At 66.4% G+C, this 24,333-nt stretch carries 21 protein-coding genes; 12 read left to right on the forward strand and 9 right to left on the reverse strand.

All coding sequences use genetic code 11. The features are described 5' to 3' along the window. Positions 1 to 18 precede the first annotated feature (18 nt). Together EV683_RS03930 and EV683_RS03935 are read right to left on the reverse strand one after the other, a co-directional pair. On the reverse strand, positions 19 to 1,683 hold the full coding sequence (locus tag EV683_RS03930) for a cation acetate symporter (RefSeq protein WP_066614373.1): 1,665 nt from the start codon (positions 1,681 to 1,683) through the stop codon (positions 19 to 21). Then, on the reverse strand, positions 1,680 to 1,988 hold the full coding sequence (locus EV683_RS03935; RefSeq protein WP_066614371.1) for a DUF485 domain-containing protein: 309 nt from the start codon (positions 1,986 to 1,988) through the stop codon (positions 1,680 to 1,682). Before EV683_RS03935 ends, EV683_RS03930 begins: the two co-directional genes overlap by 4 nt. 287 nt (positions 1,989 to 2,275) lie before the next feature. Between EV683_RS03935 and EV683_RS03940 the strand changes: the two genes are divergently transcribed. After that, a complete protein-coding gene (locus tag EV683_RS03940) occupies positions 2,276 to 3,187 on the forward strand; it encodes a LysR family transcriptional regulator (protein ID WP_131861904.1) in 912 nt (303 codons plus the stop codon). 62 nt (positions 3,188 to 3,249) lie between these two features. After that, positions 3,250 to 4,713 (forward strand): protein adenylyltransferase SelO, encoded by a 1,464-nt coding sequence (locus EV683_RS03945; RefSeq protein WP_131861905.1) that lies wholly within the window; start codon positions 3,250 to 3,252, stop codon positions 4,711 to 4,713. 79 nt (positions 4,714 to 4,792) lie between these two features. On the opposite strand, the gene EV683_RS03950 is transcribed toward EV683_RS03945, so the two are convergent. The 4 genes from EV683_RS03950 to EV683_RS03965 form a co-directional block, all read right to left on the reverse strand. Further along, entirely contained in the window at positions 4,793 to 6,130 is a 1,338-nt protein-coding gene (locus tag EV683_RS03950; RefSeq protein WP_131861906.1) for an MATE family efflux transporter, read from the reverse strand. A 64-nt stretch (positions 6,131 to 6,194) separates the two neighbouring features. Continuing rightward, positions 6,195 to 6,920 (reverse strand): UDP-2,3-diacylglucosamine diphosphatase, encoded by a 726-nt coding sequence (locus tag EV683_RS03955; protein WP_131861907.1) that lies wholly within the window; start codon positions 6,918 to 6,920, stop codon positions 6,195 to 6,197. 37 nt (positions 6,921 to 6,957) lie between these two features. Further along, positions 6,958 to 7,449 (reverse strand): peptidylprolyl isomerase, encoded by a 492-nt coding sequence (locus EV683_RS03960; protein WP_066614361.1) that lies wholly within the window; start codon positions 7,447 to 7,449, stop codon positions 6,958 to 6,960. A 26-nt stretch (positions 7,450 to 7,475) separates the two neighbouring features. Then, complete coding sequence (locus EV683_RS03965; RefSeq protein WP_131861908.1) at positions 7,476 to 8,054, reverse strand: peptidylprolyl isomerase; 579 nt, start codon at positions 8,052 to 8,054, stop codon at positions 7,476 to 7,478. Between the two features lie 285 nt (positions 8,055 to 8,339). On the opposite strand from EV683_RS03965, the gene EV683_RS03970 reads away from it, so the two are divergent. Genes EV683_RS03970 through EV683_RS03980 form a run of 3 tightly spaced genes read left to right on the forward strand, consistent with a single transcriptional unit; the run spans position 8,340 to position 13,253 of the window. Continuing rightward, the gene (locus EV683_RS03970) at positions 8,340 to 9,779 is read left to right on the forward strand and encodes an NADH-ubiquinone oxidoreductase-F iron-sulfur binding region domain-containing protein (RefSeq protein ID WP_131861909.1); all 1,440 of its coding nucleotides are present in this window, start codon (positions 8,340 to 8,342) and stop codon (positions 9,777 to 9,779) included. Further along, positions 9,767 to 12,424: a formate dehydrogenase subunit alpha gene (gene fdhF / locus EV683_RS03975; protein WP_131861910.1), complete on the forward strand. Its 2,658-nt coding sequence runs from the start codon at positions 9,767 to 9,769 to the stop codon at positions 12,422 to 12,424. Before EV683_RS03970 ends, fdhF begins: the two co-directional genes overlap by 13 nt. A 10-nt stretch (positions 12,425 to 12,434) precedes the next feature. Further along, entirely contained in the window at positions 12,435 to 13,253 is an 819-nt protein-coding gene (locus EV683_RS03980; protein ID WP_131861911.1) for a formate/nitrite transporter family protein, read from the forward strand. A gap of 120 nt (positions 13,254 to 13,373) precedes the next feature. Here the strand turns inward: EV683_RS03980 and EV683_RS03985 are convergent, their stop codons facing one another. The 3 genes from EV683_RS03985 to EV683_RS03995 form a co-directional block, all read right to left on the reverse strand. Continuing rightward, positions 13,374 to 14,153, reverse strand: a complete 780-nt coding sequence (locus EV683_RS03985) for an enoyl-CoA hydratase/isomerase family protein (protein ID WP_131861912.1) — start codon at positions 14,151 to 14,153, stop codon at positions 13,374 to 13,376. Between the two features lie 66 nt (positions 14,154 to 14,219). Beyond that, positions 14,220 to 15,818: a carboxyl transferase domain-containing protein gene (locus EV683_RS03990; RefSeq protein WP_131861913.1), complete on the reverse strand. Its 1,599-nt coding sequence runs from the start codon at positions 15,816 to 15,818 to the stop codon at positions 14,220 to 14,222. Then, positions 15,815 to 16,981 (reverse strand): isovaleryl-CoA dehydrogenase, encoded by a 1,167-nt coding sequence (locus EV683_RS03995; protein ID WP_131861914.1) that lies wholly within the window; start codon positions 16,979 to 16,981, stop codon positions 15,815 to 15,817. Before EV683_RS03995 ends, EV683_RS03990 begins: the two co-directional genes overlap by 4 nt. A 157-nt stretch (positions 16,982 to 17,138) precedes the next feature. Between EV683_RS03995 and EV683_RS04000 the strand changes: the two genes are divergently transcribed. The 7 genes from EV683_RS04000 (at position 17,139) to EV683_RS04030 (ending at position 24,286) form a co-directional block, all read left to right on the forward strand. Further along, the gene (locus EV683_RS04000; protein WP_131861915.1) at positions 17,139 to 17,804 is read left to right on the forward strand and encodes a YecA family protein; all 666 of its coding nucleotides are present in this window, start codon (positions 17,139 to 17,141) and stop codon (positions 17,802 to 17,804) included. Between the two features lie 70 nt (positions 17,805 to 17,874). Next, positions 17,875 to 18,444, forward strand: a complete 570-nt coding sequence (locus tag EV683_RS04005) for a DUF2062 domain-containing protein (protein ID WP_066614345.1) — start codon at positions 17,875 to 17,877, stop codon at positions 18,442 to 18,444. Beyond that, positions 18,416 to 18,973: an NUDIX domain-containing protein gene (locus EV683_RS04010; protein ID WP_066614343.1), complete on the forward strand. Its 558-nt coding sequence runs from the start codon at positions 18,416 to 18,418 to the stop codon at positions 18,971 to 18,973. The genes EV683_RS04005 and EV683_RS04010 overlap by 29 nt, the downstream gene beginning before the upstream one ends. Further along, positions 18,960 to 19,277 carry a PilZ domain-containing protein gene (locus EV683_RS04015; RefSeq protein ID WP_082824234.1) on the forward strand — a complete coding sequence of 106 codons (318 nt, stop codon included), beginning with the start codon at positions 18,960 to 18,962 and terminating at the stop codon, positions 19,275 to 19,277. The genes EV683_RS04010 and EV683_RS04015 overlap by 14 nt, the downstream gene beginning before the upstream one ends. Before the next feature lie 208 nt (positions 19,278 to 19,485). Next, complete coding sequence (locus EV683_RS04020; RefSeq protein WP_131861916.1) at positions 19,486 to 21,414, forward strand: PrkA family serine protein kinase; 1,929 nt, start codon at positions 19,486 to 19,488, stop codon at positions 21,412 to 21,414. 57 nt (positions 21,415 to 21,471) lie between these two features. Next, on the forward strand, positions 21,472 to 22,752 hold the full coding sequence (locus EV683_RS04025) for a YeaH/YhbH family protein (RefSeq protein ID WP_066614340.1): 1,281 nt from the start codon (positions 21,472 to 21,474) through the stop codon (positions 22,750 to 22,752). Positions 22,753 to 22,762: 10 nt separating this feature from the next. After that, positions 22,763 to 24,286: a SpoVR family protein gene (locus EV683_RS04030; protein ID WP_066614339.1), complete on the forward strand. Its 1,524-nt coding sequence runs from the start codon at positions 22,763 to 22,765 to the stop codon at positions 24,284 to 24,286. The last annotated feature ends 47 nt before the right edge of the window (positions 24,287 to 24,333 follow it).

Here is a 24,333-nt window from a genome sequence, read left to right on the forward strand (position 1 = left end):
CGGATTGCGGTTGCGGCCTTAATGCTTGGAGGCGCCGGAGGCTCCGATGCCGGTCATCGAGCGCACGAACTGCGCCTCGAACTTGGCCTTCTCGTCGCTGGCCTGGCGCGAGCTGTCGAGCACCGAGAACAGCCAGGTGAACACGAAGGCGAGCGTCATCGAGAAGATGGCCGGGTTCTTGTACGGGAACAGTGCGGCCTCGTTGTGCAGTACGTCAACCCACACGGTCGGGCCGATCACGATCAGCACCACCGCCGACGCCAGGCCGATGAAGCCGCCGAGCACCGCGCCGCGGGTGGTCAGGCCCTTCCAGAACATCGACAGGAACAGCACCGGGAAGTTGGCCGAGGCGGCGATCGAGAACGCCAGGCCGACCATGAAGGCGATGTTCTGCTTCTCGAAGATGATGCCCAGCAGGATGGCGATCACGCCCAGCGCCAGCGTCGTCAGCTTGGAGACGCGGATCTCGTCGGCCTCGTTAGCCTTGCCCTTCTTGATCACGCTGGCGTACAGGTCGTGCGACACCGCCGAGGCGCCCGACAGCGTCAGGCCGGCCACCACCGCGAGGATGGTCGCGAACGCCACCGCCGAGATGAAGCCGAGGAACAGGTCGCCGCCGACCGCGTTGGCCAGGTGCACCGCGACCATGTTGTTGCCGCCGATGATCTTGCCGTCCGGGTCGAGGAAGCTCGGGTTGGTGCCGACCAGATAGATCGCGCCGAAGCCGATGATGAAGGTCAGGATGTAGAAGTAGCCGATGAAGCCGGTCGCGTAGAACACCGACTTGCGCGCCTCGCGGGCGTCGGCGACGGTGAAGAAGCGCATCAGGATGTGCGGCAGGCCTGCGGTGCCGAACATCAGCGCCAGGCCCAGCGAGATCGCGTCGATCGGGTTGGATACCAGGCCGCCCGGCGCCATGATTTCGCTCGCCTTCGGGTGAACCTCGACCGCTTTCGCGAACATGCCCTCGAAGCTGAAGCCTGCCGACTGCATCACCATGATCGCCATGAAGCTCGCGCCCGACAGCAGGATCACCGCCTTGATGATCTGCACCCAGGTGGTCGCCAGCATGCCGCCGAACATCACGTACAGCACCATCAGCACGCCGACGATGACGACGGCGGACGTGTAGTTCATGCCGAACAACAGCTGGATCAGCTTGCCGGCGCCGACCATCTGCGCGATCAGGTAGAGCGCGACCACGACCAGCGTGCCGGTGGCGGCGAAGATGCGCACCGGGGTCTGCTTGAGGCGGTAGGAGGCGACGTCGGCGAAGGTGTACTTGCCGAGGTTGCGCAGCCGCTCGGCGACCAGGAACAGGATCACCGGCCAGCCGACCAGAAAGCCGATCGAGTAGATCAGGCCATCGTAGCCCTTGTCGAACACCATCGCCGAAATGCCGAGGAAGGACGCGGCCGACATGTAGTCGCCGGCGATCGCCAGGCCGTTCTGGAAGCCGGAAATGCCGCCGCCGGCGGCGTAGAAGTCGCTGGCCGACTTGGTGCGTCGCGCCGCCCAGTAGGTGATGCCGAGCGTGAAGGCGACGAAGAGGAAGAACATGATGATGGCGTGCCAGTTGGTCGCCGCCTGCTTGACCTCGCCTTCGATGGCTCCGGCGGCCAGCGCGAACGCCGGAGCCAGGGCAAGGCCGGTCGCGGCCAGGGGGGTATGCCAGCGCTTCATTGCTTGGCCTCCTCGACGATCTGTTGGTTGAGTCGGTCGAACTCGGTGTTGGCGCGGCGCACGTAGACGCCGGTCAGTACGAAAGCGGAAACGATGATCAGCACCCCGACCGGGATGCCGACCGTCATCACGCCACCGCCCAGCGGCGTGCCCAGCGTGGCCGGCGAGAACGCCAGCAGCAGGATGAAGCCGTAGTAGATGGCCAGCATGACCAGGGTCAGGGTCCAGCCCAGGCTCGTTTTTTTGTGCACGAGCTCGAGAAACTTCGGGTTGGATTGCACGCGCTTGAGAACTTCTTCGTTCATTGCATCCTCCTTGAAGACGGCGGTCCATGCGGACTCGCTGAGCCTGAATGTACGAGAGCGCTCGTGCGCCTTGCTAATCGCATTTTCTGATCGACAAAATTTGTCGCGCCGATGTTGCGTTGCAAAAACCCATGTTTTTCAATTAGTTGCGATGGTGTTTGAGTCCGGAAATCCCTTCCGTGCGGCAGGGTCTCTAGGGTTTGCCTAGGCTCGACAAGCCGCGCGGACGCATCCCAGAATAGGGTTAACACCTAGCGATCCACGCCTTTCCGAAAGCCCGGACCACCATGGAAATCTACCAACTGCGCGCCTTCGTCACGGTCGCCCAACAGGGACATCTGACGCAGGCGGCCGAGCTCTTGCACCTGTCGCAACCGGCGGTTACCGCCCAGATCAAGGCCGTCGAGGAGGAGGTCGGCATGCCGCTGTTCGAGCGCTCGGCCGGCGGGGTGACGCTGACGCGCGCCGGGCAGGAGCTGCTGCCGCGCGCCCAGGCCATCCTCGGCGCCGCGCGCGAGTTGTTGAACCACGCGCGCGGCCTCAAGGGGCAGCTGTCCGGCCGCGCGCAGATCGGCGTGACGCTGACGCCCGAGCTGTTGCGCATCGGGCCGTGGGTCGCGGCGCTCAGCGAGCGCTACCCGCTGCTCGAATTGCGGCTGCAGCACGGCGTGACCGGCGACGTGCTGAACCTGGTGCGCAAGAAGGAGCTCGACTGCGGCTTCTACCTCGGCAAGAACCCCTACGTGAACGTGAACGCGGTCAGCTTGGCCGAGCTGCCGCTGTGCGTCGTCGTGCCGCCGGGCTGGGAGGCGCGCGCCGACCTCGGCCAGCCGAAGGAGCTCGGCCGGCTGCCGTGGGTCGGCGTGTCGCAGTTCTCCAGCCTGTCGAAGATCACCGCGGAATTATGGCGGGAACTGAATATTTCGCCGAAGAAGGTCGCCGAATGCGACCACTTGTCGACCATGCTCGAGCTGGTCGCCGCCGGCGTCGGCGCCGCGCTGGCGCGCCGCGACGGCGCCGAGCCGCTGGCCGCGCAGGGTCGCGTCACGATCCTGCCCGATTACCACAAATCGGCGGAGTTGCTGTTCGTTTACCCGTCGGAACGCGTCGGCGAGCCGGTGTTGTCGGCGCTGCTCGCCGAGCTCGCGCCGGTCTGGGGGCTGGACCCGGACGCGATCGCGCGCGCCGGCGCCGGGTGAGGGGACGATAACCCCGCCGCCGTCGCGTGTTTGCGCGGCGGGCGTGCGGCTACAATCGGGGCATGAAAACGCACCCCTTCGCCATGTTGCCGCAGCGCTACGCGACGCTGCCGCCGCGCTTTTACCGCGCGGTCGAACCGACCGCCTTGCCCGAACCCCGTCTCGTCCACCTGAACGACGCCTTCGCGCGCGAGCTCGGCCTCGACCCGGAAAGGTTGGCCGAGCCCGACGGCGTCGCGCTCCTGGCCGGTTCGGCGCCGCCCGGCAAGACGCCGCTCTCGACCGCCTACAGCGGCCACCAGTTCGGCGTGTGGGCCGGCCAGCTCGGCGACGGTCGTGCGCTGCTGCTCGGCGAGTGGCGCGACGGCCGTGGCCGCGATTGGGAAATCCAGCTCAAGGGCGCCGGCCTGACGCCGTTCTCGCGCATGGGCGACGGCCGCGCGGTGCTCAGGTCGAGCATCCGCGAATACCTGTGCTCGGAGGCGATGGCCGGCCTCGGCATCCCGACCACGCGCGCGCTGGCGATTGCCGGCTCGCCCGAGCCGGTCTACCGCGAGACGGTCGAGACCGCCGCCGTCGTCACCCGCGTCGCCGAGAGCTTCCTGCGCTTCGGCCACTTCGAGCACTGCTACCATCGCGGCGACGAGGACGGCGTGCGCGTGCTGGCCGACTTCGCGCTGCGCCACCATTTCCCCGAATTGCAGGACTCAGCCCAGCCCTACGCCGCGCTGGTCGGCGAGGTGATCGCGCGCACCGCGCGCCTGATGGCCGACTGGCAGGCGGTCGGCTTCTGCCACGGCGTGATGAATACCGACAATATGTCGCTCCTGGGCCTGACGATAGACTACGGCCCGTTCGGCTTCCTCGACGGCTTCGACGCCGCGCACATCTGCAACCATTCCGACCACGCCGGCCGCTACGCCTACGGCCAGCAGCCGCAGGTCGCGCTGTGGAACCTCAACTGCCTGGCGTCGGCCTTCCTGCCGCTGGTGCCGGAGGAGGAGCTGGTCGCGCTGCTGCGCGGCTACCAGGCGCGCTTCGAGGGCGCTTATCTGGCGAGGATGCGCGCCAAGCTCGGCCTCGCCGACGCGCGGCCGGACGACGTCGATCTGGCCGAGGCGCTGTTGCTGGCGATGCACGCCAACCGCGTCGACTACACGATCTTCTGGCGCCGCCTGGCGGGTTTCGACAGCGCCGACGGCGCGAAGAACGACGCGCTGCGCGACCTGTTCCTCGACCGCGCCGCCTTCGACGGCTGGGCCGCGCGCTACCGCGAGCGGCTGCTCTCCGAGGAGCGCGAGGCGGCGGCGCGCCGCGCGGCGATGAACGCGGTCAACCCGAAGTACGTGCTGCGCAACCACCTGGCCGAGACGGCGATCCGCCGCGCGCGCGACGGCGACTGCTCCGAGGTCGACCGGCTGATGCGCTGCCTCGCGCGCCCGTTCGACGAGGCGCCCGAGTTCGACGACTACGCGGCCTTCCCGCCCGAGTGGGCGGGCGATCTGTCGGTCAGCTGTTCGAGCTGAGCGGCGCGGAAGCGTATCGAGACAAAAAGCTCGGCCAACGTTGGCCGAGCTTTTTGTCGTGCGACGTTCGGGCGGCGCGTCAGCGCGCCGGCACCGTGTCGCGCAGCCGCGGCCAGGCGAGCGTCAGCATCAGGCTGCGCATCGCCATCAGCACCAGCATCGCCGCCCACACGCCGTGGTTGCCGAAGGCCGCCGACAGGCCGAACAGCGCCGGCACGTAGACGGCGAAGCTGGCGATCATCGCGTTGCGTATCGTGCGGGTGGCGACCGCGCCCATGAACACGCCGTCCCAGAAGAAGGCCCAGATGCACACGAGCGGCAGCGCGACCAGCCACGGCCAGAAGCGCAGCGCCTCGCGCTGCAGGCCGACGTCGGTGCTCATCGTCGGCAGAAAGAACGGCGCGACCAGCGCGAGCAGGGCGGCGAGCACGCCGCTCCATGCCAGCGACAGCCAGGCGGCGCGGCGCACGTTGACGATCAGCGCGGCGCGCGAGCCGGCGCCGATCGCGCGCGCGCCGTGCACTTCGGCGGCGACCGCGAAGCTGTCGAGCAGGTTGGCGCACAGCATGAACAGCTGCAAGAGGATCTGGTTCGCGGCCAGTTCCAGCGTGCCCATCTGCGCGCCGCGCTCGGTCATCAGCGCGAAGGCGCCGGTCAAGAGCAGCGTGCGCACCATGATGTCGACGTTGGCCGAGAACAGCCGCCGCCACGCGTGGCCGGCGAAGGCCTGCGCGAGCGCGCGCTGCCAGCGCGGCAGCGGGATCAGCCGCAGCATCACGGCCGTCGTCGCGATGCTGATCGCCGCCTCGCTCGTCACCGTCGCCCACGCGGCGCCGGCGATGCCCCAGCCTAAGCCCAGCACGAACAGCGCCGACAGCAAGGCGTTCAGCGCGTTCATCGCGAGCTGCAGCGCCATCACCGTGCGCGAGCGGCCCAGCCCCATCAGCCAGGCGAACTGCGCGTAACCGAGCAAGGTGAACGGCGCCGACCAGATGCGCGCGTAGAAGTACTGCTCGGCCAACGGTACGACCTCGGCCGGCGGCGACAACAGCTTGATCGCGACGAGGCCGATCGGCCATTGCAGGAGCCACAGCAGGACGCCGCCGGCGAGCGCGGCGAGCATGGGCCGCAGGCCCGCCAGCACGATCTCGGCGTCGTTCATGGAGCCTGCCGCCTGCGCGACGAGGCCGGTGGTGGTGAAGCGCAGGAAGCTGAAGCACCAGTAGATCACGGTGAAGATGGTGCCGCCGATGCCGGCGGCGGCGATCACCGCCGGGTCGCCGAGCCGGCCGAGCACGGCGGTGTCGACCAGGCCCATCAGCGGGGTGGCCATGCCGGCGAGCGCGACCGGGATCGCAAAGCGGATCAGCGCGGGGTAGCCGGGCGTCAGGTCGGGACGGGGAGGGGTGGCGGTCATCGGGTCGGGCGGTCTGGAAAACGCAAAGAGCCGGCGCGTCGGCCGGCTCGCAAGGAGGACGGGCTCAGCGCAGCGGGTGGGCCCGCACGCCGGTCGCGTCGACCACCAGGTAGCCGCCGGCGGCGTCGTGCCAGTCGGCGATCACCCAGCGCTCGGCGGCGCGGCCGTCGGGCAGCGCGTGGTCGTGGCGCGCCGGGCGGTGCGTGTGGCCGTGGATCAGCGTCGGCGCGTCGTGCGCGGCCAGCAGCTCGAGTACCGCCAGCTCGGTGACGTCGCCGATATCGCTCAGGCCGGTTTCCTGCTTCTTCATTTCGCTGGCGGCGCGGATCTGCGCCGCGATCGCGTGGCGCTCGGCCAACGGTTTGGCCAAGAGCGCCTGTTGCCACGCGGGGTTGCGCACCATCGCGCGGAACTGCTGGTAGGCCGCGTCGTCGCGGCAGAGCGCGTCGCCGTGGCAAAGCAGATAGCGCCGGCCGTAAAGCTCGACCTCGGTGGGCTCGGGCAAAAGCGTGGCGCCGCTTTCCGTCTCGAAACCTTGGCCGAGCAGAAAGTCGCGGTTGCCGTGCATCACGAACAGCGGCGTTTCGGCGGCGAAGGCCTTCATCGCGGCGAGCATCTCGCGCTTGAACGGCGAGTCGTCGTCGTCGCCGACCCAGTATTCGAACAGGTCGCCGAGGATGTAGAGCGCGTCGATCCGGCCGCGCCAGGCGGCGAGCGTGTCGACGAACAGGCGGTTGAGCGCGGGCGTCGCCTCGCACAGGTGCAGGTCGGAGATGAAATGGGTGGCCATGGCGGAAAAAGGCCCGCGCGAGGCGGGCCGGTGCGGTTTAGACGATCTCGGCCTTCTCGATCACGACGGGCTCGACCGGCACGTCCTGGTGCATGCCCGAGCGGCCGGTCTTGACGGTCTTGATGCGGTCGACCACCTCCTTGCCCTCGACCACGCGGCCGAACACGCAGTAGCCCCAGCCTTGCGAGCTTTCCGAGCTGAAGTTCAGGAAGTCGTTGTCGACGACGTTGATGAAGAACTGGGCGGTCGCCGAGTGCGGCGCCATGGTGCGCGCCATCGCCAGCGTGTAGGCCTCGTTCTTCAGGCCGTTGTTGGCCTCGTTCTGGATCGGTTCCAGCGTCGGCTTCTGTTCCATTTCCTTGGTGAAGCCGCCGCCCTGGATCATGAAGCCGTTGATCACGCGGTGGAAGATGGTGCCGTCGTAGTGGCCTGCGGTCACGTAGGCTTCGAAGTTGGCGGCGGTTTTCGGCGCTTTTTCGTGATCCAGTTCGATCAGGATGTCGCCGAAGTTGGTGCTGAGCTTGATCATGCTTGTCTCGCTTGTGTCGGGTTGGGTCAGGGCTTGAGGACCGCCTTCACGATGACGATCGGTTCCTGCGGAACGTCGGTCATGCCGGACATCGAGCCGGTGCGGGTCTTGGCGATGCGGTTCACCACGTCCATGCCGCGGGTCACGCGGCCGAATACCGCGTAGCCCCAGCTTTGGCCTGTCGGGGCGCGGTGGTTGAGGAAATCGTTGTCGGCCACGTTGATGAAGAACTGGCTGGTGGCCGAGTGCGGGTCGCCGGTGCGCGCCATCGCGACGGTGCCGACGGTGTTCTTGAGCCCGTTGGCCGCTTCGTTCGGGATCGGGGCGCGCGTCGGCTTCTGCACGAGCTTGACGCCCAACAGGCTGGATTCGGGCACGAAGCCGCCGCCCTGAATCATGAAACCGTCGATCACGCGGTGGAACACGGTGCCGTTGTAGTGGCCGGCCTTCACGTACTGGGTGAAGTTGGCGACGGTTCTGGGCGCGCGCTGCTCGTCGAGCGCGATGTCGATCTCGCCCTTGTTGGTGACGAGGGTGACGACGGGCGCGGCGAGCGCGGCGGGCAGGACGAGGGTGAGGGCAAAGCCCACGAGGCTTTTGAGCATGGGTCGGCTAGGGTCGTCGGTTTGACTTGGCGTTCGGCCGCCCAGTTTAACACAGCGACGTGCGGCCTATCTGCCGTTGCCGCGTTGTTCGAGAGTGGCGCGGCAGCGACGTGGCTGGCGGCGGCGGAGGGGCAGAATCGGTGGCGCCCTCCTTTTCGGCATGCCTGGCCTGCAGTCGATGGGTCCGGGTTGGCTTTTCTGCGCTTCCCCTCGCTATAGTTTGAAGCAACCATGTTCCGCACCGTGCCTCCGGAATCTCCGGGACCGCCACTCGGAAGGACGTCGATGAAGCCCATACAGCGCCACGCCGCGGCGTCTACCTTCTACCATCTGGCGGGATGTTCATTGAGCGATTGTGCGTGCAGCGGCTTGGCCTGTTTTGCGGCCCGGGCCGACGATGCCGAACGCTGGCAGCGCGCGACGAGGCAAGTCCCCCCCGTCTACTGCGTGGGTAAGTGCTACGCGGGCCCCAGCGATGCCGGGCACGATACGCGTCCCCATATCGGCGTCCACGGTCGCCGTTCCGTGCTGCTCAACAATGTGCTGGCCGGCGGCGTGCGCGACCTCGCCAGCTATCGTGCCCGGGGCGGCGGCGCTGCGCGGCTCAAGGCGCAGCACCTGACGCCGTCGCAGCTGATTGGGCTGGTCGAGGCCTCTGGTCTGCGCGGGCGCGGCGGCGCGGGCTTTCCCGCCGGACGCAAGTGGCAACTCACGGCGGAGCAGCGCGCACGCGTCAAATACCTGGTCGTGAACGCCGACGAGGGGGACCCGGGGGCGTTTTCGGACCGTTTCCTGCTCGAAGACGACCCGTTCTGCCTTCTCGAGGCGGCCGCCATCGCGGCGCGCGCCGTCGGCGCGACAAAGGGCTACATCTACCTGCGCAAAGAGTACCCGCAGGCGGCACGCGTCGTTTCCGCCGCGCTGCTCGAGGCGCGCGCCGCCGACTGGTTCGGGCCGTCATTCGATCTTGAACTGGTGATGGGCGAGGGCAGCTATCTTTGTGGCGAGGAGACGGCGCTGCTCAACGCGCTCGAGGGGCGGCGCCCCGAGGCGAGGCTGCGTCCGCCGCAGGTTACCGAGCAGGGCCTGTTCGGTGCGCCGACGCTGGTCCACAACGTCGAGACCCTGTGCGCGATCCCGTGGATCGTGAACCACGGCGCCAGCGCGTACGCCGCGCTCGGTTTTTCGCAAAGCCGGGGCACCAAGTTGCTTTCGCTCAATTCGCTGTTCCGGCGCCCCGGGCTCTACGAGGTGGAGTTCGGCGTCGCGCTGTCCGATGTCGTCGAACGGCTGGGCGGGGGACTCAGGCGTGGCGCACTCAAAGGTTTGATGGTCGGCGGGCCGCTCGCCGGCATCGTGCCGCCGGCCTTGCTGTCGACCCGGCTCGGTTATGAGGAGATGCAGTCCATCGACTGCGCCGTCGGACATGGCGGCGTGATCGCCTTTGCCGACGACACTTCCCTCCTTGACATCGCCGCGCAGGTGTTCCGCTTCGGCGCCCGCGAGTCCTGCGGAAAATGCACGCCTTGCCATCTTGGCGCGCCACGGTTGGCCGAGCTGCTCCACGAGGCGAAAAATGGCGGGCGAATCGACCGCTCGGACTATACGGCGCTCGTAGACGCGCTGGCCGCAACCAGTCTGTGCGGGCACGGAAGAGGGTTGGCCGAGTTTGCCCGTTCGGTGCAGCGCCACTTCGGCGGGGAGATAGAGGCATGTTTCGACTGACCCTGGACGGCAAACCTCTCGTGCTGGCCAAGCGCACCAGCCTGCTCGACGCGCTGCAAACGGCCGGCATCGACGTGCCGCATCTTTGTCACGACGCGCGCCTGAAGCCGTTCGGCGCCTGCCGCTTGTGCATCGTCGAGGTCGACGGCGAAGCAAGGCCGGTCGCCGCATGCGCCACCCCTGTCCACGACGGCATGCGCGTGAGGACCCGGACGGCCGAACTGGAGACCCTGCGCCGAACCAATCTGCAACTGATCGCCCGTCATTACCCGAAAGAGGCGGTGCTGGCCGAACCCCTCCACCCCTTCCATCGCTTGCTCGCCGAATACGGCGTCGAAGCCGGCGGCGACGTCCATCGCGACCTCTTCCACGACGACAGCCATCCCTATATCGGCACGGCGATGGAACGTTGCATCCAGTGCTACCGCTGCGTCCGCATCTGCGAGGAGGTGCAGGGGCAGTTCGTGTGGGAGGCGTGGGGGAGGGGGGAAGGCACGCGCATCGCCCCCGGGAAGGGCGACACCCTGCTGTCGGGCGGCTGCGTCGGCTGCGGTGCCTGCGTCGACACCTGCCCGACCGGTGCGCTATTCGACAAGCGCGTCACGGCCGAGCCGGACAACTGGACCCGCACAAGCTGCGTCTATTGCGGCGTCGGCTGCCAGATGGAAGTCGGCCGGTCTGCCGGCCGGGTGGTCGCCGTCAGGCCGGCCAACAGCCCGGTCAACCGAGGGCACCTGTGCGTGAAGGGGCGCTACGCCTTCGACTTCAACCACGCCGACGACAGGATCACGTCGCCGATGATCCGCCGTGACGGCGGCTGGGAGCCGGTCTGCTGGGACGAGGCCCTCGATTTTACCGCCAGGCGGCTGCAGGAAATCGTCGACCGCCATGGCCCGGATGCGGTGGGGGTGCTCGGTTCGGCGCGCGCCACTAACGAAGAAAACTACCTCGCGCAGAAATTCGCCCGCGTCGTGATCGGCACCAACAATGTCGACTGCTGCGCACGCGTCTGCCATACGCCGAGCGCCAAGGCACTGAAGACCATGCTCGGCACGGGCGCGGCGACCAACGCTTTCGACGACATCGAGGCGACGAACGCCTTCTTGCTGTGCGGCGCGAACCCAACCGAGAACCATCCCGTCGTCGGCGCCCGGATCAAGCAGAGGGTGCTGCAAGGCGCCAGGTTGATCGTCGTCGACCCGCGGCGCACCGAACTGGCGGCGCTGGCCGACGTGCACCTGGCGGTGCGACCGGGCGGCAATGTGCCGCTGTTCAACGCCATGGCGGCGACGCTGGTCGAAGAAGGGCTCGTCGATCGCGATTTCGTTGCCGCGCGGGTGGTCGGCTTTGCCGACTACGTCGCCTTCGTCGCCGACTATACGCCCGAGAAAATGGCGGCCGTCTGCGGCGTGGCGGCGGGGGACATCCGCGCGGCGGCCCGTCTCTACGCCGCGGGCCGGCCGTCGATGTGTTTTCATGGCCTCGGCGTGACCGAGCATCTGCAGGGCACCGAGGGGGTGATGGCGCTGATCAACCTCGCCCTGCTGACCGGCAACCTCGGCAAGCCCGGTGCCGGCATCAACCCCTTACGCGGCCAGAACAACGTGCAGGGCGCGGCGCAGATGGGCTGCGACCCGGCGTCGCTAACCGGGGCCCAGTCCTTCAAGGACGCCGGGCCTCGTTTCGAGGCCGTGTGGGGACGCAAGCTGCCTGCCTCGCACGGTCTTGACTTGCTGCAAATGATGGACGCCGCCCGGGACGGCGAACTCAAGGCGATCTGGGCGTTCGGCTACGATATCTATCAGTCGCTCGCCGATGCGGCGGAAACCGGTACGGCGCTGTCCCGACTCGACCTGCTGATCGTGCAGGACCTGTTTCTTAACCGAACCGCCACCTTCGGCACCGTGTTCTTTCCCGCCGCGTCGGTCTTCGAGAAGGACGGCACCTTCATGAACTCCGACCGCCGGGTGCAGCGGGTCAGGCAGGTGCTGCCGCCGCCAGGGGACGCCAAGCCCGACTGGTGGATCATCCAGGCCTTGGCCGAGCGTCTGGGCAAGCCGGACGGTTTCGCCTTCGACGGCCCGGAAGCGGTCTGGAATGAAGTGCGCGCGCTTTGGCCGGCCGGCGCCGGGCTGTCCTACCCGCGCCTCGACAACGACAGCCCGAACTGGCCTTGCACCGACGAGCGGCACCCCGGCACCCCCGTGCTGCACGCCGACCACTTCGCCGACGGCAAGGCGGCGGAATTGGCAAGGATCCCCTTCGTCGCGACGCCGGAGCAGGTGGACGACACCTACCCGCTGCTGCTGACGACCGGGCGCACGCTCAACCACTTCAACGCGGGCACGATGAGCTACCGGACGCCTAACGCCACGCTTGCCCCTTCGGACACGCTCGATATCGCCCCCGTCGACGCCGCCGCTTACGGCCTCAAGGACGGCGACATTGTCCGGGTCCGCAGTCGTTACGGTCATGCCTGCCTGCCCGTGCACGTCACCCCGGCGATGCGGCCGGGACAACTTTTCACGTCCTTTCATCGCCCCGACCTGTTCGTGAACCAACTGACCTCGTCGGTGCGCGACCGCCTCGTGCACGCGCCGGAGTACAAGGTGACCGCGGTCAGACTTGAGAAACCGGACGGCTGAGGTCCTGGGCATGGAAATGTATGGATTCGATGCCTTCTCTCCGGCGCAGATCGCCGAGAAAGTCGAAAAAATCGGCGTCGCGAAAGCACGGCTGCCCTTGCTGCGCATGGCCATGCTGGGAGGGCTCGCGGGGGCTTTCATCGGCCTGGGCGCGCTGTATTTCGTGCTGATAGCGAGCGACCCCGGTCTCGGCTTCGCCGCCTCACGCGTGCTGGGTGGCGTCGCTTTCTCGCTGGGGCTGCTGCTGGTCATCGTCGCCGGGGCCGAGCTATTTACCGGCAACAATCTGCTGGTGATGGCGTGGGCCGCAGGCCAGATCACGAGCCGCGAGCTGCTTGGCAACTGGGCCGTCGTGTGCGCGGCCAATTTCGTCGGCGCGGCAGGCCTGGCGACCCTGGTCTGGTTGTCTGGTCATCCGGCAATGAACCAGGGTTTGGTGGCTGAGCAGGTGGTAAGGCTGGCGGCGCTCAAGTGCGCGGCGCCTTCGGGAGAGCTGTTCTGGAAAGGGGTGCTTTGCAATGCCCTGGTGTGCATGGCTGTTTGGATGGCGATGGCTGGCCGGAGCGTGGCCGACAAGGCGGTGGCGATCGTCTTCCCGGTCTCGGCCTTTGTGGCGGCGGGCTTCGAACACAGCGTCGCCAATATGTATCTGCTTCCATTGGCAATGTTGCTGAAAGATAGCGTGTCCCCCGGCATTCCTATGGCGGATGCGCTGGTGTGGGCTGGGGTGTTGCGTAATTTGGGCCTGGTGATCGCCGGCAACCTCCTCGGCGGCAGCGTGCTGGTGGCTCTGGTCTATCACGTGATTTATCGGCGGTCGATGGCGTGAGACCGGCTCCTGGTCTGGTGGGAAACGGCCTGTCGGGCTGTTCGATTCCGACGGGCCACCGCCTTGCGCGCCGGTGCGGCCTACATGTTTCGCGCGTGCCCCATGGGTGGGGCCACACCGTCAGCGCCAGCGCGGCGCGCGCTTTTCCAGAAAGGCGGCTAAGCCTTCCTGGCCCTCGGCGCCGACGCGGATGCGTGCGATGCGCTGCGCGGTGTCCTCGACCAGCGCGTCGTCGATCGGCCGGCCGGCGACGTCGCGGATCAGCGTCTTCGCCGCACGCATCGCTTGCGGACCGTTGCGCGCGAACAGCTCGGCCAACCTCGTCGCCGTGGTCGCCACCTCGAGCTCGTCGACCACCTCGTGCACTAGGCCGATTTCCCGCGCGGTGACGGCCGAGAATGCCTCGGCGCCGAGAAAGTAGCGCCGCGCCGCCGACGCGCCGATCTTCTCGATCACGTAGGGGGCGATCACCGACGGGATCAGTCCGAGCTTGACTTCAGACAGGCAGAAGCGCGCGGTTTCGCTGGCGACGACCACGTCGCAGCAGGCGGCCAGGCCGACGCCGCCGCCGTAGGCTGCGCCGTGCACGAGGCCGATCACCGGTTTCGGGAAATCGTGCAGCGCCTGCATCAGCGCCGCGAGCGCGCGCGCGTCGGCGAGGTTTTCCGCCTCACCATAGGCGGCGCTTTTCTTCATCCAGTTGAGGTCGCCGCCGGCGCAGAAGCTCGGCCCGCGCCCGGCGAGCATCAGCACCCGTACCTCGTCGCGCGCCGCCAGCCCGGCGAGCGCGTCGCTCAGCGCCGCGATCAGCGTCTCCTCGAAGGCGTTGTGCTTGTCGGGACGGTTGAGCCATACGGTCGCCAAGGGCGGCGCGACGTCGATCTCGATGACCGGGTTCATGCTGTCTCTCCCAAGGTTGGCCGAGCCCCGCGCGCGACGCGTGGGCTGTTCGCGCCGGCGGCGCGGCTACATGCGGAACACGCCGAAGCGCGTCGCCTCGATCGGCGCGTTCAGCGACACGGCGATCGCGTGCGCGAGCGTGTCGCGGGTCGTGACCGGGTCGAGGATGCCGTCGTCCCACAGCCGGGCGGTCGCGTAGAAGGGGTGGCCCTGACGCTCGTACTGGTCGCGGATCGGCGCCTCGAACGCGGCGGCGTCGGCGTCGCTCCACGCGTCGCCGAGCTGGTCGCGCTTGACCTGCGACAGCACGCGCGCCGCCTGCTCGCCGCCCATCACCGAGATGCGCGCGTTCGGCCACATCCACAGGAAACGCGGGCCGAAGGCACGCCCGCACATGCCGTAGTTGCCGGCGCCGAAGCTGCCGCCGACGATGACGGTGAATTTCGGCACCGACGCGCAGGCGACCGCGGTGACGAGCTTGGCGCCGTCCTTGGCGATGCCGCCTTGTTCGACCTTCTTGCCGACCATGAAGCCGGTGATGTTCTGCAGGAAGATCAAGGGGATGCCGCGCTGGCAGCACAGTTCGACGAAGTGCGCGCCCTTGAGCGCCGATTCGGAGAACAGGATGCCGTTGTTGGCGATGATGCCGACGCGCCAGCCGTCGAGGCGCGCGAAGCCGGTGACGAGCGTGGTGCCGTACAGCGCCTTGAATTCGTCGAAGTCCGAGTCGTCCACGAGCCGCGCGATGATCTCGCGGCAGTCGAGCGGCCGGCGCGTGTCGACCGGCATCAGGCCGTACAGCTCCTCGGCCGGGTAGCGCGGCGGCTTCGGCTCGGCGCGGTCGAGTCGGCCGAGCTTCTGCCAGTTGAGCGCCGCGACGCGCGCGCGGGCGAGGGCGATCGCGTGCGCGTCGTTGTCGGCCAGGTGGTCGGCGACGCCCGACAGCCGCGTGTGCACGTCGGCGCCGCCCAGCTCCTCCGCCGTCACGATTTCGCCGGTCGCCGCGCGCACCAAGGGCGGGCCGCCGAGGAAGATGGTGCCCTGGTTGCGGACGATGATGGTCTCGTCGCTCATCGCCGGCATGTAGGCGCCGCCGGCGGTGCAGCTGCCCATTACCAGCGCGATCTGCGGGATGCCGTCGGCCGACAGCTTCGCCTGGTTGTAGAAGATGCGGCCGAAGTGGTCGCGGTCGGGGAAAACCTCGTCCTGCAAAGGCAGGTAGGCGCCGCCCGAGTCGACCAGGTATAGGCAGGGCAGGCGGTTCTCGCGCGCGATCTCCTGCGCCCTGAGGTGTTTCTTGACGGTGATCGGGTAGTAAGTACCGCCCTTGACGGTCGCGTCGTTGGCGACGATCACGCAGTCGACGCCCGACACGGTGCCGACGCCGGTGATCAGGCCGGCGCCGGGCGCCTGTTCGTCGTACAGGTGGTGGGCGGCCAGCGGCGACAGTTCGAGGAAGGGCGTGCCAGGGTCGAGCAGGGCGGCGATGCGTTCGCGCGGCGGTAGCTTGCCGCGCGACACGTGCTTGTCGCGCGCCGCCGCGCCGCCGCCGTCGGCGGCAAGCGCGACCTGTTGTTTGAGTTCTTCGACCAGCGCCTTCATGCGCGTGACGTTGGCCGAGGCCTCGGGCCGATCGGCCTTGTAGCGCGTCGAAAGGATGCTCATCGGCCTTCTCCCGTCATCAGTTCGCGGCCGATCAGCCAGCGGCGGATCTCGCTGGTGCCGGCGCCGATCTCGTAGAGTTTGGCGTCGCGCAACAGCCGGCCGGTCGGGTAGTCGTTGATGTAGCCGTTGCCGCCTAGGCACTGGATCGCCTCTAGCGCCATTTTGGTCGCGTTTTCGGCGGCGTAGAGGATGGCGCCGGCGGCGTCCTTGCGGATCGCGCGGCCGCTGGCGCCGGCGTCGAGCGCGCGGCCGACCGCATAGACGTAGGCGCGGCTGGCCGACAACGTCACGTACATGTCGGCCAGTTTGCCCTGCATCAGCTGGAAGTCGCCGATCGCGCGACCGAACTGCTCGCGCGTCGCCAGATAGGGCAGCGCGACGTCGAGGCAGGCCTGCATGATGCCGAGCGGCCCGGCGGCGAGCACCGCGCGCTCGTAGTCGAGCCCGCTCATCAGCACCTCGGCGCCTCGGCCAACCTCGCCGAGCACGTTCTCGTCGGGAACGAAGCAGTCGTCGAAGAACAGCGGATAGGTGTTCGAGCCGCGCATGCCGAGCTTGTCGAGCTTGCCGCCTGCCGAGAAGCCGGCGAAGCCCTTCTCGACCAGGAAGGCGGTCAGTTTGCCGGCCGCCGGGTCGGTCTTGGCGTAGACGACCAGCACGTCGGCGTCGCCGCCGTTGGTGATCCACATCTTGGCGCCGTTGAGCTTCCAGCCCTCGGCGTGGCGCTCGGCGCGCAGCTTCATGCCCATCACGTCCGATCCGGCGTTCGGCTCGCTCATCGCCAGCGCGCCGACGAACTCGCCCGAGATCAGCTTCGGCAGGAAGCGCCGCTTCTGTTCGTCGCTGCCGCAGCGGCGGATCTGGTTCACGCACAGGTTGGAGTGCGCGCCGTAGGAGAGGGCGACCGCGGCGCTGGCGCGGCTGATTTCCTCCATCGCGACCATGTGCGCGAGGTAGCCCAAGCCCAGCCCGCCGTATTCCTCGGGCGCGGTGATGCCGAGCACCCCGAGCTCGCCGAAGGCGCGCCACAGCTCGGTGGGGAACAGGTTGTCGCGGTCGATGGCGGCCGCGCGGGGCGCGATTTCCCGCGCGGCGAAGGCGCGCACGCTCTCGCGCAGCGCGGCGAGCGTGTCGTCCAGAATGAAATCGGGTTGCTGCAGCATGGCCGTCTCCTTGCCATCGTGCGCCGCGTTGCCAATCGCGGTCTCCTACCTCCGTTGTGTATGACAAGCGCGCGAAGGTCAAATGCCGGATGGCGCGCGGCGGCGGCGCCATTTCGCTACAATGCGCGCGACAGCCTCTTTTTCGAAGGAAACCGCCATGAGCGCCCAAGCCCTGACCGACGCCGAATTCACCCGCCTGGAGAGCCTGCTGGCCCCGCTGGCCGCCACCACCGACACCATGCGCCTCGACGAGGTGCAGGGTTTCTTCGCCGCGATCGCCAGCGGCCCGGACCGCCTCGAAACCGCCGACTGGATCGACGACGTGCTCGGCGAATCGCCGGCCTTCGACGACGACGCGGCGCGCGCCGAGGTCGTCGCGCTGCTCGAGAAGCTGTACGCCGCGACCGCCGACGCGTTGGCCGCCGGCGAAGTGCCCGAGCTGATCCTGTACGCCGAGGAAGACGGCGACGAGGCCGACTACTGGCCGTGGTGCAACGCCTACCTGTACGCGCTCGACGTGGTGGAAACCGACTGGTTCGAAGCCGCCGACGACGAGGGTTTCGAGGACCTGCTCTACCCGCTGATGGCGTTGGGCGGCATCTTCGACGAAGAGGAGGGCGAGGCGCTGGTCGAATTCAGCGACGACGAGCTCGAAGGCTTCAAGGACGAACTGCCGGACGCGGTGCTGGCGGTCTACAACTACTGGCGCGCCAAGGTCAACGCGCCGACGACCGCGCGCCGCGACGCGCCCAAGGTCGGCCGCAACGACCCTTGCCCGTGCGGCAGCGGCAAGAAATACAAGCAGTGCTGCGGCAAGGAGTAAACCGCCGCGTGGAACCCGGCTTGGCCGGACCGGGCCGATAGGCTCGGCCAAGCCGTTCCCCCTTTTGCCCATGTCACCCCGTCGCCACCTGCACCGTCTCCTGCCCGACCGCCACGCGCTGTTCGCCAACCGCTGGCTGAGGCCGCTCGCGCCGTGGCTCGACCGGCCAGCTTACTGGGCGTTCAACCGCCGTAAGGTCGCGCTTGCCGTCGCCGTCGGCCTGTTCTCCGGCCTGATGCCGGGTCCGACCCAGATGCTGACCGCCGCCATCCTCGCGCTGCTGATCCGCGTCAACCTGCCGGTGGCGGTGTTCACTACCCTCTACACCAACCCCTTCACCTACCTGCCGCTTTACTTCCTCGCATTCCGTTATGGCGAGTTCATCCTGGGCCACGGCCATGCAGGTACAATGGCCGCGCAACCCGAATGGAATGGTCAGGGCCTGTGGGCCTGGGGGGCGGAATGGGGTCACTGGCTCGGCCAACTTGGCCTGCCGCTGTTGATCGGCGTGCCGGCGCTGGGGCTCAGCCTCGGCGTGATCGGTTACTTCGTCGTGCGCGGCGCCTGGCGGCTATATCTCTTACATGCCTGGAAGAAACGGAAGCAGCAACGTGGAACTGACCGAACACGAAATCAGTAGCGAAGTGATTTGCGAGGGACGATTCCTGACCCTGCGCCGCGACCGCGTGCGTCTGCCCGACGGCGCCGAGGCGATGCGCGAGTACGTCGAGCATCCCGGCGCGGTCGCCGTGCTCGCGCTGACCGACGCCGGCGAGCTGATCATGGAACGCCAGTACCGCTATCCCTTGCGGCGCGAATTTCTCGAGATTCCCGCCGGCAAGCGCGACGCCGGCGAGGCGCCCGAAACCACCGCTCGCCGCGAACTGCTCGAGGAAACCGGCTACGTCGCACGTGAATGGCGCTTTCTCGGCACCGCCTATCCGTGCATCGGCTACGCGGACGAGGCGATCCACTATTTTCTCGCCACCGGCCTGCGGCTTGAGGCGCGCGCGCTCGACGACGGCGAGTTCCTCGAGGTCTTGTCGGTGCCGCTGCCCAAGGTGCAGCAGATGGCGCTTTCCGGCGAGATCTGCGACAGCAAGTCCATCGTCGGTCTGCACTGGCTGGCCGCCCACCAGAACGGGACGCTGCCCGGTGTGCCCGTTTGACGCGCGTTCGGAGCGCCGTCGCGCACGCCGGCTGCCGATAGGCTGCCAGGCGCGCATCAAGTCGCTGTTGACCGGCGACGTCTTCTACGGCGAGTGCGTCGACCTGTCGGTCGACGGCATCGCCATTCGTTCGGCCTGCGTTCCGCAATTCGGCGAACGCTTTGTCGTTACGGTTCGCGTACCCTCGGTCGGCGTGCTGCCTTCCCGTCCTTTCGTCGTCGAGGCGCAGGTTCGCCGCTGCCAGGAAGTCGAGCGCGGCAAGTGTTACGACATCGGAATGGCCATCCTGCGCCGAAACTCCTGACCTCCTGTTTTCTTTTTGCATTTCCTCCTTGTCGCCGGCTTGCCATCGCAATTAGCGGTGGACGCGCGAGACGCTGTGCTATACCCAAAATAAAGCGATAACAGCACGAGCGAACCGCAGACGGTGCGCCAACTCTAAATCGACAAGGGGGATGTCGGAAGCATGGCGCTTGACGCGAGCCCCCCCGGTCACTGCCAAGGAGTGAGCCATGTACCCGGATATTTTCAGCCATTATGCCGAGCGGTACGACCGTACCCGCGAGGAGGAGTACACCATCCAGGAGTACCTGGAGTTGTGCAAGAAAGACGCCTCCGCCTACGCGTCGGCTGCCGAACGGATGCTGATGGCGATCGGCGAGCCCGAGCTTGTCGATACCCGCCACGACCCGCGCCTGTCGCGCATCTTCTCCAACAAAGTCATCAAGATCTACCCGGCCTTCCGCGACTTCTACGGTACCGAGGAGGTGATCGAGCAGGTCGTCGCCTACTTCCGTCATGCCGCGCAGGGCCTGGAAGAGAAAAAGCAGATCCTCTACCTGCTGGGCCCGGTCGGCGGCGGTAAATCGTCCATCGCCGAAAAACTCAAGGAGCTAATGGAGCGCGTGCCGTTCTATTGCCTCAAGGGCAGCCCGGTGAACGAGTCGCCGCTCGGTCTGTTCAACTACGACGAGGACGGCCCCATCCTCGAGGAGCAGTACGGCATCCCGAGGCGCTACCTGAAAACCATCCCGAGTCCATGGGCCGTGAAGCGCCTGCACGAGTTCAACGGCGACATCAGCCAGTTCCGCGTCGTCAGGCGCTATCCGTCGGTGCTCAAGCAGATCGCCGTGTCGAAGACCGAGCCGGGCGACGAGAACAACCAGGACATCAGCTCGCTGGTCGGCAAGGTCGATATCCGCAAGCTCGAGAAGTACGCGCAGGACGACCCCGACGCCTACAGCTACTCCGGCGGCCTTTGTCTCGCGAACCAGGGCCTGCTGGAATTCGTCGAAATGTTCAAGGCGCCGATCAAGGTACTGCACCCGTTGCTGACGGCAACGCAGGAGGGCAACTTCAAGGGCACCGAGGGCTTCGGCGCGATTCCATTCGACGGCGTGATTCTCGCGCACTCGAACGAGTCGGAATGGAAACAGTTCAAGAACAACAAGAACAACGAGGCCTTCCTCGACCGCATCTTCATCGTCAAGGTGCCGTACTGCCTGCGTGTCACCGACGAGGTGAAGATTTACGACAAGCTGATCCGCAACTCCTCGCTCGCCGACGCGCCTTGCGCGCCGGGGACGCTGAAAATGATGGCGCAGTTCGCGGTGCTGTCGCGGATCAAGGAACCCGAGAACTCGAGCCTTTACAGCAAGATGCAGGTCTACGACGGCGAGAACCTGAAGGATACCGATCCGAAAGCCAAGTCGATGCAGGAGTATCGCGATTTCGCCGGGGTCGACGAGGGAATGAGCGGACTGTCGACCCGCTTTGCCTACAAGATCCTGTCGCGCGTGTTCAACTTCGACCATAGCGAGGTCGCGGCGAACCCGGTCCACCTGCTGTACGTGCTCGAACAGCAGGTCGAGCGCGAACAGTTCCCGGCGGAAGTCGAGCAAAAGTACCTGACCTTCATCAAGGAGTATCTGGCGCCCAAGTATGTCGAGTTCATCGGCAAGGAGATCCAGACCGCCTATCTCGAAAGCTACAGCGAGTACGGGCAGAACATCTTCGACCGCTACGTGACCTTTGCCGACTACTGGATCCAGGATCAGGAGTACCGCGACCAGGATACCGGGGAGATTTTCGACCGCAACGCCCTGAACAACGAGCTCGAGAAGATCGAGAAGCCTGCCGGGATTTCCAACCCGAAGGACTTCCGCAACGAGATCGTCAACTTCGTGCTGCGAGCGCGGGCCAACAACGGCGGCAAGAACCCGACCTGGACCAGTTACGAGAAGCTGCGCACCGTGATCGAGAAGAAAATGTTCTCGAATACCGAGGAACTGCTGCCGGTCATCTCGTTCAACGCCAAGGCCAGCGCCGAGGACGCCAAAAAGCATGAGGACTTCGTGAACCGCATGGTGGAGAAAGGCTATACCGCCAAGCAGGTCCGGCTCTTGTGCGAATGGTATTTGCGCGTGCGCAAGTCGTCGTGACGCCGTCGGCCGGGGCGAACGGGCCCCGGCCATCACCTGGTTTCCACGGAGCGAGACATGGCCCACATCATAGACCGGCGTCTGAACGGCAAGAACAAGTCCGCGGTCAACCGCGAACGGTTCCTGCGCCGTTTCAAGAGCCAAATCAAAGAGGCCGTCACCAAGGCGATCAAGGGGCGGAGCATTACCGACATCGAGAGCGGTGAAAAGGTCTCGATTCCGGTGAAGGATATTTCCGAACCCGTGTTTCACCATGGCCACGGCGGGGTGTGGGACTATGTGCACCCGGGCAACGAGGAGTTCATCAAGGGAGACAGGATCAACCGCCCGCAGGGCGGTGGTGGCGGTGGTGGCGGTGGCAAGGCCAGCAACGAGGGCGAAGGGGAGGACGACTTCGTATTCGAGCTGTCGCGAGAGGAGTTCATGAACGTTTTCTTCGACGACCTCGAGTTGCCCAACCTGGTCAAGAACCAGCTCCTGGGGCTTGAGGAGTGGAAGACGGTGCGGGCCGGCTTCACCAACGACGGCACGCCGGCCAACATCAACATCGTCCGCTCGCTGCGCGGCGCGCTGGCGCGCCGCGTCGCGGTGTCGTCGCCGACGCTCAGCCAACTGTCGGACGCCGAGGAGGAGCTGGACACGCTGCTCGAGTCGGACGAGGACAACGATATCGAGGTCCGCGAGAAGCGCCGCCATATTCACGCGTTGCGCGAGCGTCTGAGCCACATCCCCTTCATCGACCCCTTCGATCTGCGCTACAACAATCGCGTCAAGGAAATGAAGCCGACCAGCCAGGCGGTGATGTTCTGCATCATGGACGTGTCCGGCTCGATGGACGAGGCAAAGAAGGACATGGCCAAGCGTTTTTTCATCCTGCTCTACCTGTTTCTCGAGCGGAACTACGAAAAAATCGAGGTGGTGTTCATCCGTCACCATACCAGCGCGGTCGAAGTGAACGAGTACGACTTCTTCCACTCGCGTGAATCGGGGGGGACGGTGGTGTCGTCGGCGCTAAACCTGATGAAGGAGATTGTCAGCAAGCGCTACAGCCCGACCGAATGGAATATCTATGCCGCGCAGGCATCCGATGGCGACAACTGGGACAGCGACTCGGTCAACTGCGCCCATGTGCTCGATGACTTCCTGCTGCCTGCCTGCCGCTATTTCGCCTATATCGAGATTACCGAAGGCGAGCCGCAGAACCTGTGGTACGAGTACCTGAAGTTGCAGGCGACTCATCCCCAGTTCGCGATGCAGCGCATCCATTCGGCGGCCGACATCTATCCGGTCTTCCGCGAGCTGTTCAAGCGTCAGGTTGGCAGCGCCGCGATGCGCTGAGGGGGCGACGATGAAAACACCGATATCCACCGGGTCAGAATGGACCTTCGAGCTGATCGAACGCTACAACAGGGCGATCCACCAGGTCGCCGTCGACGAGTTCAAACTCGATGTCTATCCGATTCAGCTCGAGGTGATCACGGCCGAGCAGATGATGGATGCTTACGCGTCGGTCGGCATGCCGGTGAACTACCATCACTGGTCGTTCGGCAAGCACTTCGTCGCCACCGAAAAAAGCTACAAGCGCGGGCAGATGGGGCTCGCCTACGAGATCGTCATCAACTCCAACCCCTGCATCGCCTACCTGATGGAAGAAAACTCCATGACGATGCAGGCGCTGGTCACCGCGCACGCGGCTTACGGGCATAACAGTTTCTTCAAGGGGAACTACCTGTTCCGGGCCTGGACCGACGCGTCGGCGATCATCGATTATCTGGTGTTCGCCAAGAAGTACATCGCGCAGTGCGAGGAGCGCCACGGCATCGACGCCGTCGAGCAGATACTGGACTCCTGCCACGCGCTGATGAACTACGGTGTCGACCGCTATAAGCGACCGCAGAAACTGTCGCTGGCCAAGGAGCAGGCGCGCCAGCTCGAGCGCGAGCAGTACCTGCAGATGCAGGTCAACGACCTGTGGCGCACCATTCCGCGTCGCGGCAAGGGCGGTAGCCATCAGGGGACGGTCCGTTTCCCGGCCGAACCGCAGGAGAACCTGCTCTATTTCATCGAGAAGTCGGCCCCGCTGCTGGAACCCTGGCAGCGCGAGCTGGTGCGCATCGTGCGCAAGGTGGCGCAATATTTCTACCCGCAGCGGCAGACTCAGGTGATGAACGAGGGCTGGGCGACCTTCTGGCACTACACGATCCTGAATCGCCTGTACGACAAGGGGCTGGTGACCGACGGTTTCATGATGGAATTCCTGCAAAGTCACACCAACGTCGTCTATCAGCCGCCGGTGACGGCGCGGTGGTATCGCGGCATCAACGTGTACGCGCTGGGTTTCGCGATGTACCAGGACATTCGTCGTATTTGCGAAAACCCGACGGCGGAGGACAGGGCCTGGTTCCCCGACATCGCTGGCGCACCGTGGCGCGAGGTGCTGGAGTTTGCGATGAAAAACTTCAAGGACGAAAGCTTCATCTCGCAATACCTGTCGCCCAAGCTGATCCGTGACTTCCGTTTCTTCGCGATCCGCGACGACGATCAGGACGACAAGCTGATGGTCGAGGCGATCCATGACGAATCGGGTTATCGCGAGGTGCGCTCGCTGCTGGCCGATCAGTACAACCTCGGTTCGCGCGAGCCGAACATCCAGGTCTGGTCGGTCAACATGCGCGGCGATCGTAGCCTGACGTTGCGCCATACGATGCACCGTCGGCGCCCACTCGACGCGGCCAGCACCAGCGAGGTGCTCAAGCACGTCGCGCGGCTGTGGGGCTTTAACGTCCGGCTCGAAAGCGTCGACGAGCACGGCGAAGTGCATCACCTTTACGAAAGCAAGGTCGACAATTCGCACGCCCTGACGTTGGCCTAGGGTGGGTGTGTGAAGAAAACGGCCCCGACGGGGCCGTTTTCGTTATC

Source organism: Crenobacter luteus (assembly GCF_004345725.1).
Lineage (GTDB): Bacteria > Pseudomonadota > Gammaproteobacteria > Burkholderiales > Chromobacteriaceae > Crenobacter > Crenobacter luteus.

What these genes read in the sequence shown, in the direction of transcription:
- EV683_RS03930 (WP_066614373.1), bottom strand. Translation starts at nt 1,683, where the DNA reads ATGAAGCGCTGGCATACCCCCCTGGCCGCGACCGGCCTTGCCCTGGCT.
- EV683_RS03935 (WP_066614371.1), bottom strand. Translation starts at nt 1,988, where the DNA reads ATGAACGAAGAAGTTCTCAAGCGCGTGCAATCCAACCCGAAGTTTCTC.
- EV683_RS03940 (WP_131861904.1), top strand. Translation starts at nt 2,276, where the DNA reads ATGGAAATCTACCAACTGCGCGCCTTCGTCACGGTCGCCCAACAGGGA.
- EV683_RS03945 (WP_131861905.1), top strand. Translation starts at nt 3,250, where the DNA reads ATGAAAACGCACCCCTTCGCCATGTTGCCGCAGCGCTACGCGACGCTG.
- EV683_RS03950 (WP_131861906.1), bottom strand. Translation starts at nt 6,130, where the DNA reads ATGACCGCCACCCCTCCCCGTCCCGACCTGACGCCCGGCTACCCCGCG.
- EV683_RS03955 (WP_131861907.1), bottom strand. Translation starts at nt 6,920, where the DNA reads ATGGCCACCCATTTCATCTCCGACCTGCACCTGTGCGAGGCGACGCCC.
- EV683_RS03960 (WP_066614361.1), bottom strand. Translation starts at nt 7,449, where the DNA reads ATGATCAAGCTCAGCACCAACTTCGGCGACATCCTGATCGAACTGGAT.
- EV683_RS03965 (WP_131861908.1), bottom strand. Translation starts at nt 8,054, where the DNA reads ATGCTCAAAAGCCTCGTGGGCTTTGCCCTCACCCTCGTCCTGCCCGCC.
- EV683_RS03970 (WP_131861909.1), top strand. Translation starts at nt 8,340, where the DNA reads ATGAAGCCCATACAGCGCCACGCCGCGGCGTCTACCTTCTACCATCTG.
- fdhF (WP_131861910.1), top strand. Translation starts at nt 9,767, where the DNA reads ATGTTTCGACTGACCCTGGACGGCAAACCTCTCGTGCTGGCCAAGCGC.
- EV683_RS03980 (WP_131861911.1), top strand. Translation starts at nt 12,435, where the DNA reads ATGGAAATGTATGGATTCGATGCCTTCTCTCCGGCGCAGATCGCCGAG.
- EV683_RS03985 (WP_131861912.1), bottom strand. Translation starts at nt 14,153, where the DNA reads ATGAACCCGGTCATCGAGATCGACGTCGCGCCGCCCTTGGCGACCGTA.
- EV683_RS03990 (WP_131861913.1), bottom strand. Translation starts at nt 15,818, where the DNA reads ATGAGCATCCTTTCGACGCGCTACAAGGCCGATCGGCCCGAGGCCTCG.
- EV683_RS03995 (WP_131861914.1), bottom strand. Translation starts at nt 16,981, where the DNA reads ATGCTGCAGCAACCCGATTTCATTCTGGACGACACGCTCGCCGCGCTG.
- EV683_RS04000 (WP_131861915.1), top strand. Translation starts at nt 17,139, where the DNA reads ATGAGCGCCCAAGCCCTGACCGACGCCGAATTCACCCGCCTGGAGAGC.
- EV683_RS04005 (WP_066614345.1), top strand. Translation starts at nt 17,875, where the DNA reads ATGTCACCCCGTCGCCACCTGCACCGTCTCCTGCCCGACCGCCACGCG.
- EV683_RS04020 (WP_131861916.1), top strand. Translation starts at nt 19,486, where the DNA reads ATGTACCCGGATATTTTCAGCCATTATGCCGAGCGGTACGACCGTACC.
- EV683_RS04025 (WP_066614340.1), top strand. Translation starts at nt 21,472, where the DNA reads ATGGCCCACATCATAGACCGGCGTCTGAACGGCAAGAACAAGTCCGCG.
- EV683_RS04030 (WP_066614339.1), top strand. Translation starts at nt 22,763, where the DNA reads ATGAAAACACCGATATCCACCGGGTCAGAATGGACCTTCGAGCTGATC.